Annotated in this window: 16 protein-coding genes; 9 read left to right on the top strand and 7 right to left on the bottom strand. The window is 59.8% G+C overall.

Annotation, left to right across the window (positions count from 1 at the left end; all coding sequences use genetic code 11):
- Positions 1–3 precede the first annotated feature (3 nt).
- The 4 genes from argH (at position 4) to ACQZ5Y_RS07305 (ending at position 5948) form a co-directional block, all read left to right on the top strand.
- Positions 4–1404 (top strand): argininosuccinate lyase, encoded by a 1401-nt coding sequence (gene argH / locus ACQZ5Y_RS07320; protein ID WP_174060053.1) that lies wholly within the window; start codon positions 4–6, stop codon positions 1402–1404.
- Between the two features lie 195 nt (positions 1405–1599).
- The gene (gene lptM, locus ACQZ5Y_RS07315; protein WP_003511326.1) at positions 1600–1803 is read left to right on the top strand and encodes an LPS translocon maturation chaperone LptM; all 204 of its coding nucleotides are present in this window, start codon (positions 1600–1602) and stop codon (positions 1801–1803) included.
- 13 nt (positions 1804–1816) lie between these two features.
- Entirely contained in the window at positions 1817–3085 is a 1269-nt protein-coding gene (gene lysA, locus ACQZ5Y_RS07310) for a diaminopimelate decarboxylase (protein WP_174060054.1), read from the top strand.
- Positions 3086–3263: 178 nt separating this feature from the next.
- Positions 3264–5948, top strand: coding sequence for a TIGR02302 family protein (locus ACQZ5Y_RS07305; protein WP_174060055.1), 2685 nt, complete (start codon positions 3264–3266; stop codon positions 5946–5948).
- Positions 5949–6140: 192 nt separating this feature from the next.
- On the opposite strand, the gene ACQZ5Y_RS07300 is transcribed toward ACQZ5Y_RS07305, so the two are convergent.
- From ACQZ5Y_RS07300 to ACQZ5Y_RS07290, 3 genes are all read right to left on the bottom strand, one after another.
- Positions 6141–6500: a response regulator gene (locus ACQZ5Y_RS07300; protein WP_003511329.1), complete on the bottom strand. Its 360-nt coding sequence runs from the start codon at positions 6498–6500 to the stop codon at positions 6141–6143.
- 142 nt (positions 6501–6642) lie between these two features.
- Entirely contained in the window at positions 6643–7185 is a 543-nt protein-coding gene (hpt, locus tag ACQZ5Y_RS07295; protein WP_003511330.1) for a hypoxanthine phosphoribosyltransferase, read from the bottom strand.
- Between the two features lie 70 nt (positions 7186–7255).
- Complete coding sequence (locus ACQZ5Y_RS07290) at positions 7256–7924, bottom strand: hypothetical protein (RefSeq protein WP_174060056.1); 669 nt, start codon at positions 7922–7924, stop codon at positions 7256–7258.
- A 200-nt stretch (positions 7925–8124) separates the two neighbouring features.
- On the opposite strand from ACQZ5Y_RS07290, the gene ftsE reads away from it, so the two are divergent.
- From ftsE to ACQZ5Y_RS07270, 4 genes are all read left to right on the top strand, one after another.
- Entirely contained in the window at positions 8125–8784 is a 660-nt protein-coding gene (ftsE, locus tag ACQZ5Y_RS07285; protein ID WP_003511334.1) for a cell division ATP-binding protein FtsE, read from the top strand.
- Positions 8777–9784: a cell division protein FtsX gene (locus ACQZ5Y_RS07280; RefSeq protein ID WP_003511335.1), complete on the top strand. Its 1008-nt coding sequence runs from the start codon at positions 8777–8779 to the stop codon at positions 9782–9784. The genes ftsE and ACQZ5Y_RS07280 overlap by 8 nt, the downstream gene beginning before the upstream one ends.
- Positions 9785–9897: 113 nt before the next feature.
- Positions 9898–10635 carry a YdcF family protein gene (locus tag ACQZ5Y_RS07275; protein ID WP_003511336.1) on the top strand — a complete coding sequence of 246 codons (738 nt, stop codon included), beginning with the start codon at positions 9898–9900 and terminating at the stop codon, positions 10633–10635.
- A 122-nt stretch (positions 10636–10757) separates the two neighbouring features.
- Positions 10758–11555, top strand: a complete 798-nt coding sequence (locus ACQZ5Y_RS07270; protein WP_019564870.1) for a lysophospholipid acyltransferase family protein — start codon at positions 10758–10760, stop codon at positions 11553–11555.
- Here the strand turns inward: ACQZ5Y_RS07270 and ACQZ5Y_RS07265 are convergent.
- Complete coding sequence (locus ACQZ5Y_RS07265; protein ID WP_013761788.1) at positions 11552–12079, bottom strand: gamma-glutamylcyclotransferase; 528 nt, start codon at positions 12077–12079, stop codon at positions 11552–11554. The two genes, ACQZ5Y_RS07270 and ACQZ5Y_RS07265, sit on opposite strands and share 4 nt — an antisense overlap.
- A 49-nt stretch (positions 12080–12128) precedes the next feature.
- Here ACQZ5Y_RS07265 and ACQZ5Y_RS07260 point away from each other — a divergent pair, with 49 nt between their 5' ends.
- Positions 12129–13130: a DUF2125 domain-containing protein gene (locus ACQZ5Y_RS07260; RefSeq protein ID WP_013761789.1), complete on the top strand. Its 1002-nt coding sequence runs from the start codon at positions 12129–12131 to the stop codon at positions 13128–13130.
- Here the strand turns inward: ACQZ5Y_RS07260 and ACQZ5Y_RS07255 are convergent.
- From ACQZ5Y_RS07255 to hisC, 3 genes are read right to left on the bottom strand one after another with little or no spacing between them, the layout of a single operon-like run.
- Positions 13127–13546, bottom strand: coding sequence for a GNAT family N-acetyltransferase (locus ACQZ5Y_RS07255; RefSeq protein WP_013761790.1), 420 nt, complete (start codon positions 13544–13546; stop codon positions 13127–13129). The genes ACQZ5Y_RS07260 and ACQZ5Y_RS07255 overlap by 4 nt on opposite strands.
- Positions 13547–13555: 9 nt before the next feature.
- A complete protein-coding gene (locus ACQZ5Y_RS07250; protein ID WP_003511341.1) occupies positions 13556–14485 on the bottom strand; it encodes a prephenate/arogenate dehydrogenase family protein in 930 nt (309 codons plus the stop codon).
- A complete protein-coding gene (gene hisC / locus ACQZ5Y_RS07245; RefSeq protein WP_003511343.1) occupies positions 14485–15591 on the bottom strand; it encodes a histidinol-phosphate transaminase in 1107 nt (368 codons plus the stop codon). The genes ACQZ5Y_RS07250 and hisC overlap by 1 nt, the downstream gene beginning before the upstream one ends.
- Between the last annotated feature and the right edge of the window lie 44 nt (positions 15592–15635).

The raw sequence follows: 15635 nt of genomic DNA, 5'->3' as shown, positions 1-15635 counted from the left end.
AACATGGCTGACGGCACAGATCATAAATCCTCCAACCAGATGTGGGGCGGACGTTTCGCTTCCGGGCCATCAGCCATCATGGAAGAGATAAATGCCTCCATCGGCTTCGACAAGAAGCTTTATGCCCAGGACATCCGCGGCTCTATAGCGCATGCCACCATGCTGACGGAAAAAGGCATTATTTCGCAGGAAGATAAAGACAAGATCGTTCACGGCCTGAACACGATCCTGTCAGAAATCGAGGCCGGCAGCTTCGAATTCTCGCGCAAGCTCGAAGACATTCACATGAACATCGAGGCGCGACTTGCCACCCTCATCGGCACGGCGGCAGGGCGTCTGCACACCGCCCGCTCGCGCAACGACCAGGTGGCGCTCGATTTCCGCCTCTGGGTCAAGGAAGAGCTGCAGAAGACGGAAGGCATGCTGACCGCGCTCATCGCCGCCTTCCTCGACCGCGCCGAGGAAAATGCCGATACGGTCATGCCCGGCTTCACCCATCTGCAGACGGCCCAACCCGTCACCTTCGGCCATCATTGCATGGCCTATGTGGAAATGTTCGGCCGTGACCGCGCCCGCGTGCGTCACGCGATCGAACATCTGGATGAAAGCCCGATCGGTGCAGCAGCGCTGGCCGGCACCGGTTATCCTATCGACCGCCACATGACGGCAAAGGCCCTCGGCTTCCGCGAGCCGACCCGCAACTCCATCGACACCGTTTCCGACCGCGATTTCGCGCTGGAGTTCCTGTCGATCGCCTCGATCTGCGCCACGCATCTGTCGCGCCTCGCCGAAGAAATCGTCATCTGGTCGACGCCGCAATTCGGCTTTATCCGCCTGTCCGATGCCTTTTCCACCGGCTCGTCGATCATGCCGCAGAAGAAGAACCCCGACGCCGCCGAACTGGTGCGAGCCAAGACCGGCCGCATCAACGGCTCGCTGGTGGCGCTTTTGACTGTGATGAAGGGCCTGCCACTCGCCTATTCCAAGGACATGCAGGAAGACAAGGAACAGGTTTTCGATGCCGCCGAAAGCCTGGAACTGGCCATCGCCGCCATGACCGGCATGATCCGCGACCTTGAGGTGCGCAAGGACCGCATGCGTGCGGCCGCCGGTTCGGGCTATTCCACCGCCACCGATCTTGCTGACTGGCTGGTGCGCGAGGCAGGCCTGCCCTTCCGCGACGCCCACCATGTGACCGGAAATGCGGTGGCATTGGCGGAAAAGAAAGGCTGCGATCTGGCCGATCTTTCGCTGGAAGACCTGCAGGCGATCCATCCGGCCATTACAAGCGGCGTTTTCGACGTTCTTTCAGTCGAGGCATCGGTTGCCAGCCGCACCAGCTTCGGCGGAACGGCTCCTTCCGAGGTCAAGAAGCAGATCGCCTGGTGGCGTGGACGCAACTAACGCATCGGACCGAAAAGTGTGAAGCGGTTTTCGGAAAATCCGATGCGCAGACAAATTAAAATGAGCGGCGGAAACGATTCCATTTTTCTCCGCCGCCCTCATAAATCTGCGTTACGCTGCGATCACAAGAAACAGGGTGCACAAGCGCCCTGTTTTTCGTTATCAGAGAAGCACATATTTCCTTTGGACAGGCTCATGCTTTCAAAAACCGCGCGCAATCTCATCGTTCCCATCGGCATGACACTCGCCGTCAGTCTTGCTCTCAGTGCCTGCGGGCGAAAAGGCGATATCGATCCGCCGAGCACGCCGGTCGAAATGCGCAACAAGCGCAATGCCGACGGAACCGAGACGAAGCCGGCAACGGCGGAGCGGCCGTTCATCCTCGACAAGCTTCTCTGACGGGAAAAAGCCTGTGAACCATTTTGGCTATATCGACGGCGTGCTTCACGCCGAAAACGTGCCCGTGCCTGAGATCGCCAAGGCGGTCGGCACACCGTTCTATGTCTATTCGACCGCGACGCTGGAGCGCCACTACAAGGTGTTCTCAGGCGCTTTCGCCGATGTGGACGCCATGGTCTGTTACGCCATGAAGGCCAATTCCAACCAGGCCGTTCTGAAGACGCTGGCAAAGCTTGGCGCGGGTATCGACGTGGTATCCGGCGGCGAATTGCGCCGCGCGCTTGGCGCCGGTGTACCGGCAAACCGCATCATGTTCTCCGGCGTCGGCAAGACGGTGGCGGAAATGGATTACGCGCTGGAAGCCGGCATCTACTGCTTCAACATCGAATCCGAGCCGGAGCTTGAGGTCCTCAACCTGCGCGCCGTCAAAGCCGGAAAAAGGGCGCATGTGTCCTTCCGCATCAATCCGGATGTGGATGCGCGCACCCATGCCAAGATTTCCACCGGCAAAAAAGAGAACAAGTTCGGCATTTCCTATGAGCGGGCGCGTGCGGTCTATGCGCATGCCGCCACCCTGCCCGGCATCGATGTCACCGGCATCGACATGCATATCGGCAGCCAGATCACAGAATTGCAGCCCTTCGAGGATGCGTTCCGCTTGCTGCGAGAACTGGTGGAATCCCTGCGCACGGACGGGCACACGATCAGTCACGTCGATATCGGCGGCGGTCTCGGCATTCCCTACCGCGAGGACAATAATCCGCCGCCGCTGCCGGATGCCTATGCGCATATCGTCAAGAACGAGCTGAAGAGCCTCAACTGCAAGATCATCACCGAACCGGGACGCCTGATCGTCGGCAATGCCGGCATTCTGGTGACGGAGGTGATCTATGTGAAGGATGGCGGCGAAAAGAACTTCGTGATTGTCGATGGCGCGATGAACGACCTCATCCGCCCGACGCTTTACGAGGCCTATCACGGCATCCGCCCGGTCGTGCAGCCCGCGGTGGACGCCCCTCGCATCAAGGCCGATATCGTTGGCCCCGTCTGCGAAACGGGTGACTATCTGGCGCTGGACCGCGAGATGGCCGCACCGCAGCCGGGTGATCTGATTGCCGTCAGCTCCGCCGGTGCTTACGGCGCCGTGCAGGCAGGCACCTATAATTCGCGCCTGCTGGTGCCGGAAGTTCTGGTAAAGGGCGACAAGTTCCACGTCATCCGCCCGCGCGGAACCTATGAAGAGCTGATCGCTCTCGATTCAGTACCCGCCTGGCTCGATTGATCCGCCATACATCCGGCTTGGTCGATCACAATTGAGCGAAGCTGCCTAAAAAATGGGGGTGAGCATCCGCTTGCCCTCGTCTTCGCCACAAAGAATGTTATCCTTGCTTCTCATAATACAAGCAGCTCGCCGTTCCGGGAATGGCGTTTGACGTGGCCAGAACCGGGAGAACGGATTGATGACCACAGCCGGAGAGGACAGGACAGGCAGAAAGCGCCCAACCGGCGCATTCGCGCAGCGGCCGGATCTTGCCCGCCGGGTTGCGGCTAAACGCTTCTTCGCAAAAATCGTATTGTTTGCGGAAAGAGTAGCACCGAAGACGCTGTGGCCACTTTCCATCACCGCCGCGTTTCTGGCGCTCGCATGGTTCGGACTTTACCGTCAGATGCCTGATTTCGTGCGGCTGGGCATTGTTTTCCTGCTGGTTTTTGGTTTCATCAGCACCATCCTGCCAATCGTCCGGCTGAAATGGCCGACAGACAACGACGCGTCCCGCCTTTTGGAAGAACGCAATGGTCTCGCTCACCAGCCAGTCGGCGTGCAGGAAGACGAACCAGCGTTGGACACCCCCATTTCCCGCGCCTTGTGGAAAGAACACCAGATCCGTATGGCGGAACGCATCGCCGCGCTGAATGCCGGCCTGCCGAAACCCGATATCGCCCGTTACGACCGCTCGGCACTACGCGCCATTCCCGCCCTTTTTCTGGTTGTCGCCTTCGGTTTTTCCTATTCCAATGGTGCAGGCACGATTGCAGATGCCTTCCGTAGCCGACCGGCAGCCGGTCCGCTCAATCCCGATATCCGTCTCGACGCCTGGGTCACGCCGCCCGCCTATACCGGCCGCGCCCCGATTTTTCTGACAGGGCGCGATGCGACAGGCCACGACGCGGTGTCCGTGCCGCAATCCTCCAAACTGACGATCCGTATGACCGGTGGCGATGGCGGCGAGGAAGTGACCTTCGAGCCTGAGACCGCCGGCGCCCTGCAGAAGCTTGCCCCCGAAGCGGCACGCGCCGACAGCGCAAGTGGCGATGTGGCGGCACAGACAGAAAAACGCGCGCCGGATCAACCTGTCACGCCGCGCACCTTTGCGATGGATGTGACCGAAAGCGGCATGATCACCGCCAATGGCGAACAATGGGTGTTCAACGTCATTCCTGACCAGCCACCGACCATCGGCTTCGACAACATGCCGCGCCGCGCCGTCAATGGTGCGCTGGAGGTGGGTTTCACCGCCAAGGACGACTATGGCATCAAGGAAGCCCACGCCATCATAGAGCCGCTTGGCGTTGCGGAGGGTGCAACAGCACTTTACCCGCCGCCGGAATTCAAGCTCGACCTGCCGCGGCAGAACAACCGCGAGATCAAGGGGCTGACCAGCCGCAACCTGACCGAACATCCCATGGCAGGTAAGCGCGTGCGCATCACGCTGGTGGCAACAGACGGTGCCGGCCAGACCGGCCGCAGCCCCGCGCATGAAATGGTGCTGCCGGGCCGCAATTTCTCTGAACCGCTGGCGGCTTCGGTTGCCGAACAGCGGCAGATATTCTCACTCGACACGCGCCAGATGCCAAAGGCGATCGCCTATAACGAGGCGGTTGGTCTGCGTCCGGATGAAACCATTCCCAACACCACGCACTATCTCCTGCTGCAATCGGCGCAGACCCGCATGCGGCTCGCCTATAATGAGGAGATGCTGAAGAACACCGCCGATTATCTCTGGGAGATCGCGCTCGGCATCGAGGATGGTGATCTTTCGCAGGCGGAAAAACGCCTGCGTGATGCGCAGACAGCGCTTTCCGAGGCGCTTCAGCGCAATGCCTCCGATGAGGAAGTCGCCAAGCTGATGCAGGAACTGCGTGAGGCGATGCAGCAGTTCATGAGCGAGCTTGCACAGCGCATGCAGAATGCGCCGCAAGCCAACATGAACCAGCAGGCACAAAACGTCTTGCGGCAGCGCGATCTGGAAAACATGATGAACCAGATCGAAAACCTCGCGCGCTCCGGCAACCGTGACGCAGCACAGGAAATGCTCTCGCAGCTGCAACGCATGATGAACAACCTGCAGGCGGGACGGCCGCAACGTCAGGGCCAGCAGGGGCAGCAGCAAAGCAGCAAGATGCGCCAGCAGATCGACAAGCTGGGTGAAATTTTGCAACAGCAGCAGAAGCTGATGGACGAGACCTTCAAGCTCGATCAGGCGCTGCGTGACCGCATGCAGCGCGGCGACCCGCAGGATGGCGGCGAAGGTCAGGACCCGCAGACGGGTGAAAACGGTGAATCACCGCAACAGGGCCAGCAGGGCGAAAACGGCCAGCAAGGCGGACAGCCGAGCGAGCAGATGACCGCCGAACAATTGCGCGAGGCGCTGAAAAATCTGAGGGCGCAGCAGGACGCGCTGGGCAAGCAGCTGGGCGAATTGCAGCAGGGCCTTCGTGATCTCGGCATGGAGCCGGGCGAAAACTTCGGCAAGGCGCAGCAGGAAATGGAAGGCGCCGGCGAAGCACTCGGCAAAAGCCAGGGCGAACAGGCGGTCGAAGGTCAGGGCAATGCGCTGAACGCGCTGCGACAGGGCGCGCAGGATATGATGGGCCAGATCATGCAGGCCATGCGCCAGCAGGGACAGCAGCCCGGACAGGGGCAGGAAGGCATGGCGGGCCAAGGCGGACAGAACGGCCGCGATCCACTCGGCCGTCCGCGCAGCACAACCGGCCCCGATTTCGGCGACCAGGTGAAGGTGCCTGATGAGATCGACGTGCAGCGCGCCCGCGAAATTCTCGAGGCTATCCGGGAAAAGCTCGGCAACAACCCGCCGGGTGAAATCGAGCGGCGTTATCTGGAGCGGTTGCTGGATATACGGTGAGGATGGAGGCCGCCATTCCTAGCGATCGGGCCTGTTTAACCTCGCGCATTTTTGAGGAAAGGCCAGCTTATCAAACACTCAACGTGATCCTCGGCCTTGTGCCAAGCATGACGGCGGAGAGAGTTGACAACTCCGCAACAAAAAAGGCGGCCCAAAGGGCCACCCTTTCTCAAATCTCTGTAGCCTTATCGCTCAGGCCGCGAGCGCCCGCGCAACAGCTTTGCGGATATCCGGAAGCGCAAAAGGTTTTGAAACCACGTCCACGATCTTTTCTGCCAGATCATCAGCACGTTCGCGCTGTTCGGCATAACCCGTCATCAACAGGATGCGCATGGCCGGGAAGCGTTCGGCGGCGCGGTGCGCCAGCTCGATGCCATCCATGACCGGCATGCGGATATCCGAAAGAAGGAGATCGAAATTGGTTTCCTGAAGCTTCTCCAGCCCCTGCTCGCCGTCTGCCGCCTCGTGGGTCTCGTGACCGTCGAGACGCAGCGCACGGGCAACGAAAGCCCGCAATGCATCCTCATCTTCGGTAATCAGAATCTTCGCCATTAATCATTGCTCCTGGGCATCATTTCCAGCCGTGAGCAACATCGCAGGCTCCTCTTTTCAAGAGGTAAACACCCAGGGTTTCGCTGGGTGAATGGTTAATGAGGCGTCTCCGGCATGTCCCATCCCGGCACGGCAGAAATCGTCAGGCGTCGCCCGTGACGACGCCTACGAAGGGTAGTTCGCGGAAGGCGTAAGCCACATCCATGCCGTAACCCACGACGAAATAATCGGGACATTCGAAACCGACATAGTCGGCCTCCAGATCTTCCTTGCGCTTGACCTTCTTGTCGAGCAGCACGGCGATGGTGACGTGACGGGCGCCGCGTTCGTAAAGAAGTTCCTTGGCGAAACGCAGCGTGCGGCCGGATTCGAGAATATCGTCGATCAGAAGAACATCGCGGTCCTTCACGTCGCTGTCGATATCCTTGACGATCTTCACCCCTTGCGAAACGGTGCCGGCACCGTAGCTCGAAAGCGTGATGAATTCGACTTCGGGGGCAAGGCCGCTGTCATGCAGCGCGCGGATGAGATCGGCCGCGAAAATGAACGATCCCTTGAGCACGGCGATGACCAGCAAATCCTTGGTCGGGCCGCTCGCTATATGCTTGGCCATGTCGCGATTGCGCTCGGCAATCTGCTCGGCGGTGTAAAGCGGCTCAATGTTTTTTCCACGGACGACGGGCATTCTTTCTCCTGTGCTGCGCCTTGCCGATTTTACCTTTCAGTAAAAATACGAAGACCACGCGTTAGCACAGTCAACGTTCGGAAGCACCCGCTTCGACGAAGGAAAGCTTGATGTCAGGCGTTTTTCCACCGGGATGGCGCAACTTTGCCGAAAATCCGTGGCTGAAACCGGGCTGCATCTGCCTGACCGGCGGTTCGATGACCATGCTGGCGACCAGTTGCCCCTTGGCAACGAAGAGGTCGGCGCGAAGTGCCGGCACCTCTTCCAGAGCGGTACCGTTGTTCTCCACAATACCGTTGATGAGCAGGACATCCATGCCGCCAGCCTCCTGCGGCGTGATGGTGACATGGGAAATGGCAAGCGGGTTTGCGGCCGCAACGACCGGCTTTTCCGGCACGACCACCGACAGGCCGCCTGAGCAGATGAAAACAAAAATGACGAGCGCCGCAACCAACGCCGAATAGGCATCCACAGACAAGCGCGACAATTTGCGGTCCACCCAGCCGATGAACGCGTAACCAAGAGCACTGGCGGTGACGGGCGGTTTTTCCATCTGACGGCGCATCGCGCCGCGATTATCGTTTCCGGGCTGACGGACACGGTTTTCCTTGATGGTGACAAATTCCGCGTCTACCACATCGGGGCCGGCGTGGGTTGCCCGCGCCGTACGGCGCACTGGCGCTTCCGGCATCAGGAGGTCGAAATCGAATGCCGCTTGCCGGCGAGATGAACGGAACATAGCCATAGAATTCCTTGGGTGAGGTTTTCCGGCCCGCAAAACTGGGCATTGCAACGAATCCTGCCAAGTTTTAAATTTAATTGGTTAATGCTTCGCAAAAACGGCTCGCATAGGCCACCGGAACCGGGTTAAACGGCGCATCCGGGCCTCACGCGCCAGCGGTTTGCGAACCACCACGAAACGAAGAGACTGGAAGTCCGTTGATCCATTTCGAAAATGTCGGGTTGCGTTACGGCATGGGCCCCGAAATCCTGAGGGACATGACCTTCGACATTCCCAAGGGTTCGTTCCAGTTTCTGACCGGCCCTTCCGGTGCCGGCAAAACCACGTTCCTACGCCTGCTGCTGATGTCGCTGCAGCCCACACGCGGCAATATCCGCATGTTCAACCGCGATGTGTCGCGCATTCCGCGCAGCGAGTTGCCCATGCTGCGCCGCCGCGTCGGGATCGTCTTTCAGGATTTCCGACTGCTCGATCATCTGACGACCTATGAGAATGTCGCCCTGCCGCTGCGTGTGCGCGGCAAGGAAGAAAGCGCCTACCGCAACGACGTCATCGAGCTTCTGAAATGGGTCGGGCTTGGCGAGCGCATCAACGTGCTTCCGGCCATCCTCTCCGGTGGGGAAAAGCAACGAGCCGCCATTGCCCGCGCATTGATGGACCAGCCGGAAATTTTGCTGGCCGACGAGCCGACCGGCAACGTCGACCCGCCGATGGCCAAGCGCCTTCTCAACCTCTTTCTGGAGCTCAACCGGCTGGGTACCGCTGTGGTCATCGCCACCCATGATTTCGGCCTGATGGACCAGATCGACGCACGCCGGATGATCCTCACCGAAGGGCGGCTCGACATCTATGAATGAGATCAACCGCAAACAGTTAAGACCAGAGGCGACCGCACCGAAGCGGCCGCCGATGCGTATCCGCCCGATGGCACCCATTCTGCCGCCCTCCAACATTCAGGGCAATGCGCTGATGGTGGTGATCGCCATCATGGCCTTTCTCGCCTGCCTGACGCTTGGTGCCGTTTCCATGGTACGTGCCACCGCCGCCACCTGGCAGAGCCAGATTTCTCGCGAAATCACCATTCAGATCAAACCCGAGGACGGGCTGGACATGAATGCAGCGCTCACCAAGGCGCGTACTCTGGCGCTCACCTTCGTCGGCACGCGGGATGGCACGATCCTCGATGATGCCGCCACCGCGCGTCTCCTGGAGCCGTGGCTCGGCAGTGGCCTCGATCTTTCCGAACTGCCCGTACCGCGCCTCGTCGTGATTACCATCGACGAAAACCACCCGCCCGATTTTCAGGCCATGCGCGATATGCTGAAGGCTGAAATTCCACAGGCGTTTCTGGATGACCACCGTACATGGGTCGACAGGCTCGTCTCCATGGCCAGGACCACTGTCATGATCGGCGTCGGGGTCCTGATCCTCGTCTTCACCGCCATGGTGCTGACGGTGGTGTTTGCAACGCGCGGCGCGCTTTCCGGCAACCGGCACATCGTCGAGGTGCTGCATTTCGTCGGCGCCGAAAGCAGCTTCGTCGCGCGGGAATTCCAGAAGCACTTCCTGAAGATCAGCCTGAAAGGTGCGGCAGCGGGCAGCGCCCTTGCCGCGGCGGTTTTCCTTGCCGCCGGTTTCTGGCAATCGAGCACGGTTGCAACGCCGCAAAGCGATCAGGCAAGTGCGCTTTTCGGCTCCTTTTCCGTTGGCCTCAGTGGTTATATCGGCATCGCCACGACGATGATCATCATCGCGCTGCTCACCACCATCACCGCGCGTGTGACCGTCATCCGCACGATCGACGATATCGACCGCGTCCGTTCCGATCCGTCTAAAAGCGACGGTGTCGCATCGTGACGCCGTCTCCCGGATCTCGCGAGGAAACTGCACCCTTCACACGCCGGATGTAACTTGCGGACGGTGGACAAAAATGCCTGTTCCTTGCCTTAATCGGCGAGTATTCAGGAGGAATGTTTGTGAGTCGGACGGACCATGATCAGGAGCAGACGACCACGCGACAGGCAAAAAAGGGCCTGTTGTCGCGGCGAAGTCGCCTGCGCCGTTTTATTCGCGGTCTCATCCTGCTTTGCGTCATTACTCTCGGGGCTTTTTCCGGCGGTTTTTTGTGGTTCGCAGATTCGGTCGCCTCCATGCGCCCGCCCGAAGGCGCCAAGGGCGACGCGATCATCGTTCTGACCGGCGGTTATCAGCGCATCGAACAGGCGGTCGGCTTGCTGCGGGACGGCGTTGGCAAGCGCCTTCTGATTTCCGGCGTCAATCCGGCCACCACCCGCACGCAAATCCGCAAGATGACGCAAGGCTCTTCGGACATGTTTTCCTGCTGCGTGGACATGGGCTACAAGGCCATAGACACTATCGGCAACGCCAATGAGGCGGCGAGCTGGATACGCGACCACGGTTATTCCTCCATCGTCGTCGTCACCAACAATTACCATATGCATCGCAGCCTGCATGAATTGCACAATGCCAGCCCGCAGACCCAATTCATCGCCTATCCCGTTATCAGCGCCGACCTTGCCCGCACCAACTGGTTCGCGGAGCCGGATGTGGTCCGAACCATGCTCTACGAATACATGAAATTCGTGATTGCAGCAGGACGAGACCTGACCGGGCTCGGCAAGGGCGACGGTCTGCGCAAGGCGGGCGCCGATCACCCCACGATCAAGGCGGCAACCTCCTCCCCGTGAATGGAAGAACGGAGAGAACACGCTTGCTGCGGAGCCTTGTTTTCGTGTAGGCGTCTGGCATCGGCATCCGGCATCGAGGCGCGCCTGAGCTTCGGAACGGCTGCAACCCGGGAAGTCTGTCGATGCTCAAGCTGCGCTCTTTTCTTTTCAATACGCTGTTTTATCTCAATCTGATTGTCCGCATGATCGTGCTCACGCCGATCTATTTCATCCTGCCGCGCAGAGTAGCCTATGAAATCCCCAAGAACTGGGCGCGATCCAACCATTGGCTGATGAAGACCATTGTCGGCACCACCTTCGAGATCGAGGGGCTGGAAAACATTCCCGAAACCGGCTGTATCTTCGCCCCCAAACACCAGTCCTTCTGGGACACCTATGCGCTGCTGCCCAACCTTCCCGATCCGGTCTATATTCTGAAGCGCGAGCTTTTGTGGATCCCGCTGTTCGGCTGGTATGCGATGAAGCAGCGCATGATCCCGGTCAACCGCGCCGCGCGCGGCAAGGTGATGCTGAAGGTCATGGAGCGGGCGAGAGAGGAGATGGCGGCTGGCCGCGAACTCATAATCTATCCCGAAGGCACACGCCGGCCACCGGGCGCTGAGCCCGAATATCGTTATGGCATCGCACGTCTTTACCGCGACCTCAAAGTCCCCGTCATTCCGGTCGCCATGCATCCCGGCCTCTTCTGGCCACGCCGCTCGACAATGCGTTATCCCGGCCATTTCAAGGTGCGGATCTTGCCGGCCATCGAGCCGGGACTGGACCCGGACGTGTTTTTCAAGACATTGATCGAGGTGACGGAAAAGGCGAGCGACGAGTTGCTGCTGGAGACCGCGCGCAACAATCCGCACCTGCCGCTGCCACCGACCGCCGTGAAGCGTATCGCAGAACTTCAGGGGCAAGACACTCCCGCCGGCTAAACCGCGATCGTGCCGACACTGGCGGCAATGCTTTCCAGCAGCGTGTCGCGAATACCCATATCCTGCAGATGCTGCACGGTATTGAAGACGTAATCGGTATTCGGGCCGGACCGGCCCGATGCGGCAGCCACGATCGTAGCCGCTTCCGCGACACCCAGACCACCAATATACTGCTCGTGGGCGGGATCGGCCACATAGGTCACGGCACTGCCGCGCGTGCCATCGGCGAGCGCAATGGCAACGACGCGTTCCTTGTAGACATTCGTTACCAGCTCGCGCTCGCGCAGATAGGCCATGACCGGACCATGGTCCGCTCCGCGCACGCGAAAGGCAACGCCGAGGCAGGAGCCGCCGCGCTCCAGACCGAGAACAAGGCCGGGCTTCTCCTCAGTGCCGCGGTACACATTTGAACTGATGCAGAGGGAGCGTCGATAACCGTGGAGCCGCGCCTGCTGCCTTTCCTCAAAGGCAAAGCCCGGGTTCCACATCAACGAACCGTAGCCAAAGACCCAAAAATCGTCCATATCCCAAGCCAAATCGAATTTATCTGAAGTCTGTTCATCGGAGATCAATATGGCATCGTCAAGCCAATCCGGCACGGTCAAAAAATTCCTCTGGCTTGGTATCGCCGTCGTGCTGGTTATCGGACTTTACACGGCCGGGTGGTTTTATGCCGCCGACAAGCTGAAGCAGACGGTTCTGAACGTCATCTCGCCTTCGCAGGCCAGAAACGTCAGCGGCGAATGCGGCGACATTGCCTTCAAGGGTTATCCGTTCCGCATCGGCCTTTTCTGCTCCAAGGTAACGGTGGACGACAAGCAGAATGGCGTTTCAGCCTCGTTCGGAGAATTGCGTTCCGCAGCGCAGGTCTACAATCCCGGCCACATTGTCTGGGAACTGGATGCACCGGCTGAAATCCGCACCGCGCATGGCCTGACGGTTTCAGCCCTCTGGCAGAACATGCAGTCGAGCATCGTCACCAAGCTTAGGGGTATCGACCGGACCTCGCTTGTCATCGACGGCCTGAAGGCTCAGGCGGTTTCCACCGTTACTGGCCAGACGATCGATTTCGATGCCGCCAAGACGGAAATGCATCTGCGCCAGAACGGCGCCGATCTAGACGGCGCGATAACGTTGACCGACTCGTCAACCGTCATCAAGGATTGGCCGCAACTTCTGCCGCGCCTCAACGCCATCGCCGATGTCACCCTTGCCGGCAAGGCGGGTATGGTAGACGGCAGCGATACGGCCGGGCTTTACGGTGCGAGCGGCGAGCTTCGCCGGCTGGTCGCTGATATCGGCGAAGGCCGCACCATGCGTATCAGCGGCCCTTTCTCCTTCGATAATGAGGGCTATCTCTCCGGCCAGTTCAAGCTGGAGATCGAAAAGCTTGACGCCTGGTCGGACAATGCCAAGCAGGCGTTTCCGCAGCTGCAATCCACCATCGATACCGCCCGCAAAATGCTCCGCGCACTCGCCGGCGGCGGCGACAGGGCGTCCGTCGACCTCGTGGTGGATCGCGGCCGCGCCACCGTCAGCGGTTTCATTCCGCTGGGGAAGATCCCGCCGATTTAACAGAGAGCTTTTGTAAAAAACACCTCAGCGGCATCCTGAATTTTTGAAAGATGCAGGATGCCGGCTTCTTTGTATCCATTGCGACGATGCCACATCTGCGGTTCCCGCTCGTCCTGCTGGCTGGACGTCATCACCAGTGAGGCACCCTGCTCACGCATCAGAGTTTCCCAAAAAACTGTAAGCGTTGCGCCGACGCCATGTCCCCGAAACTCAGGAACGACGCGGATCATGTCCATGTAGGGAATCTTACCCCAGAACATCGAGAACCGCAGAAAACCGACTAGAATCGTATCTTCTTTCGCGACGAGATATTCGCGGCGTCCGACGCAACGCCGCAACCAATCCTCATCGATCCATTTGTCTTCCCGCAGCAGCCATTCGATATCGTCATCCGTCGCCGCCGATATCAATATCACTTCAGCGCCCTACTTCTTCTGATCCAGCGCGTGACGCCCAAAGTCAGGCGTATCGACGTCCTGACCGGCCTCGATGATGGAGCGGCGGATGGAGCGTGTGCGGGAAAACAGTTCGAACAACTTGTCGCCCTCCCCCCAGCGGATCGCCCTTTGCAGCGAAGCAAGGTCTTCCGAGAACCGTGCCAGCATTTCGAGGATGGCATCCTTGTTGTGCAGGCAGACATCGCGCCACATGGTGGGGTCCGAGGCGGCGAGACGCGTGAAATCTCGGAAGCCGGAAGCGGAATATTTGATGACTTCCGACTCGGTTACCGTCTCCAGATCGTCCGCCGTGCCGACGATGTTGTAGGCGATGATGTGCGGCAGATGCGAGACGATCGCCAGAACCTTGTCGTGGTGTTCGGCATCCATTTCATCCACACGCGAGCCGAGCGCCCGCCAGAAATCCTTGAGCCTTTCCAGCGCCTCCGCATCCGTGCCCGGCAGCGGCGTGAAGATGCACCAGCGCTCGCGGAAAAGACCGGAAAAACCGGCATCCGGGCCAGATTTTTCCGTACCCGCCAGCGGATGTCCAGGAATGAAATGCACATTGTCAGGCATATGCGGCGCCATCTGCGCGATGACAGAGGCCTTGGTAGAGCCGACATCGGTGACGATGGCGCCGGGCTTCAGATGCGGCGCGATCTGCTCGGCAACCGCCCCGGATGAACCGACCGGCACTGAAACGATCACAAGATCAGCATCCCTGACCGCCTGCGCGGCGGATGTCGTATACTCGCTTCCAAGCGCCAGTTCCTCTGCCCGCTTCAGCGTTTCCGCGCTGCGGGTGGAAATCGTGACATGCCGGGCAAGACCCAGTTCCTTGATGTCGCGCGCAATGGACGAGCCGATCAGGCCGATGCCAACAAGCGCGATGCGCTCAAACATGATCTCGCCCATTACGCCTGCCCCATGAACTCGGTGAGCGCGGCGATGACGCCAAGATTGGCTTCTTCCGAACCAACCGTCATACGCAAGGCATTGGGGAAACCGTAACCGCGCACGGCACGCAGGATATAACCGCGGCGGCTCAGGAACTCGTCCGCATCTGGTGCACGCTTGCCATCCTGGTCCGGGAAATGGATCAGGACAAAGTTGGTGACTGATGGCGTGACCTTGAGGCCGAGACCGGTGAAGACCGTCGTGAGTTTCTCCAGCCAGAGCGTGTTGTGAGAGATCGCCTTTTCCAGGAATGCCTGATCGCGGATGGCCGCGGCACCCGCTGCGATCGCCGGCGCGCTCATGTTGAACGGACCACGCACCCGGTTCAGCGCATCGATGATGGCGGCCGGACCATACATCCAGCCGACGCGCAGTGCGGCCAGACCGTAAACCTTGGAGAAGGTGCGCGTCATCACCACGTTGCGGTTGCCAGACACCAGCTCGAGACCGGCCTCGTAGTCGTTCTTGCGTACATATTCGGCATAAGCCGCATCAAGCACGAGCACGACATGTTTCGGCAGACCAGCCTGAAGGCGGCGGATTTCCGCGACCGGAACATAGGTGCCGGTGGGATTGCCGGGATTGGCGATGAAAACCATCTTCGTCCTTGGCGTGACGGCGGCAAGAATGGCGTCCACATCGACGGCGCAATCCTTTTCCTTCACCGTCACCGGCGTTGCGCCCGCACCCATGATCTGGATCTTGTAGACGAGGAAACCGTGTTCGGTGATGATCGCCTCATCGCCCGTACCCAGATAGACGTGGCAGAGCAGGCCAAGAAGCTCATCCGAGCCGTTACCGCACATGATATTCGCTATGTTGAGGCCATGCACGTCTGCAATCGCCTGACGCAGCGCAATCGCCTGTCCGTCGGGATAGATTTCCAGATGGCTGGCGGTGGCGGCGAATGCCTCGATCGCCTTCGGGCTTGGCCCGAGCGGCGTTTCGTTGGAGGAGAGCTTATAAACCTTCGCGACGCCATCCACGTGTTCCTTGCCGGGAACATAAGCGGCGATATCCAGAATACCCGGACGCGGAAGAGGTTGGCTAAGCTCTGCACTCATTTGATCGACCTTCGGAAATGCGCCGGGGAGCCCGGCAAAAGCAA

This window comes from Agrobacterium sp. A3-95 (genome assembly GCF_053521785.1).
Note: the sequence above shows the minus strand (reverse complement) of the source record. Positions and strands in the feature narration are given on the sequence as shown.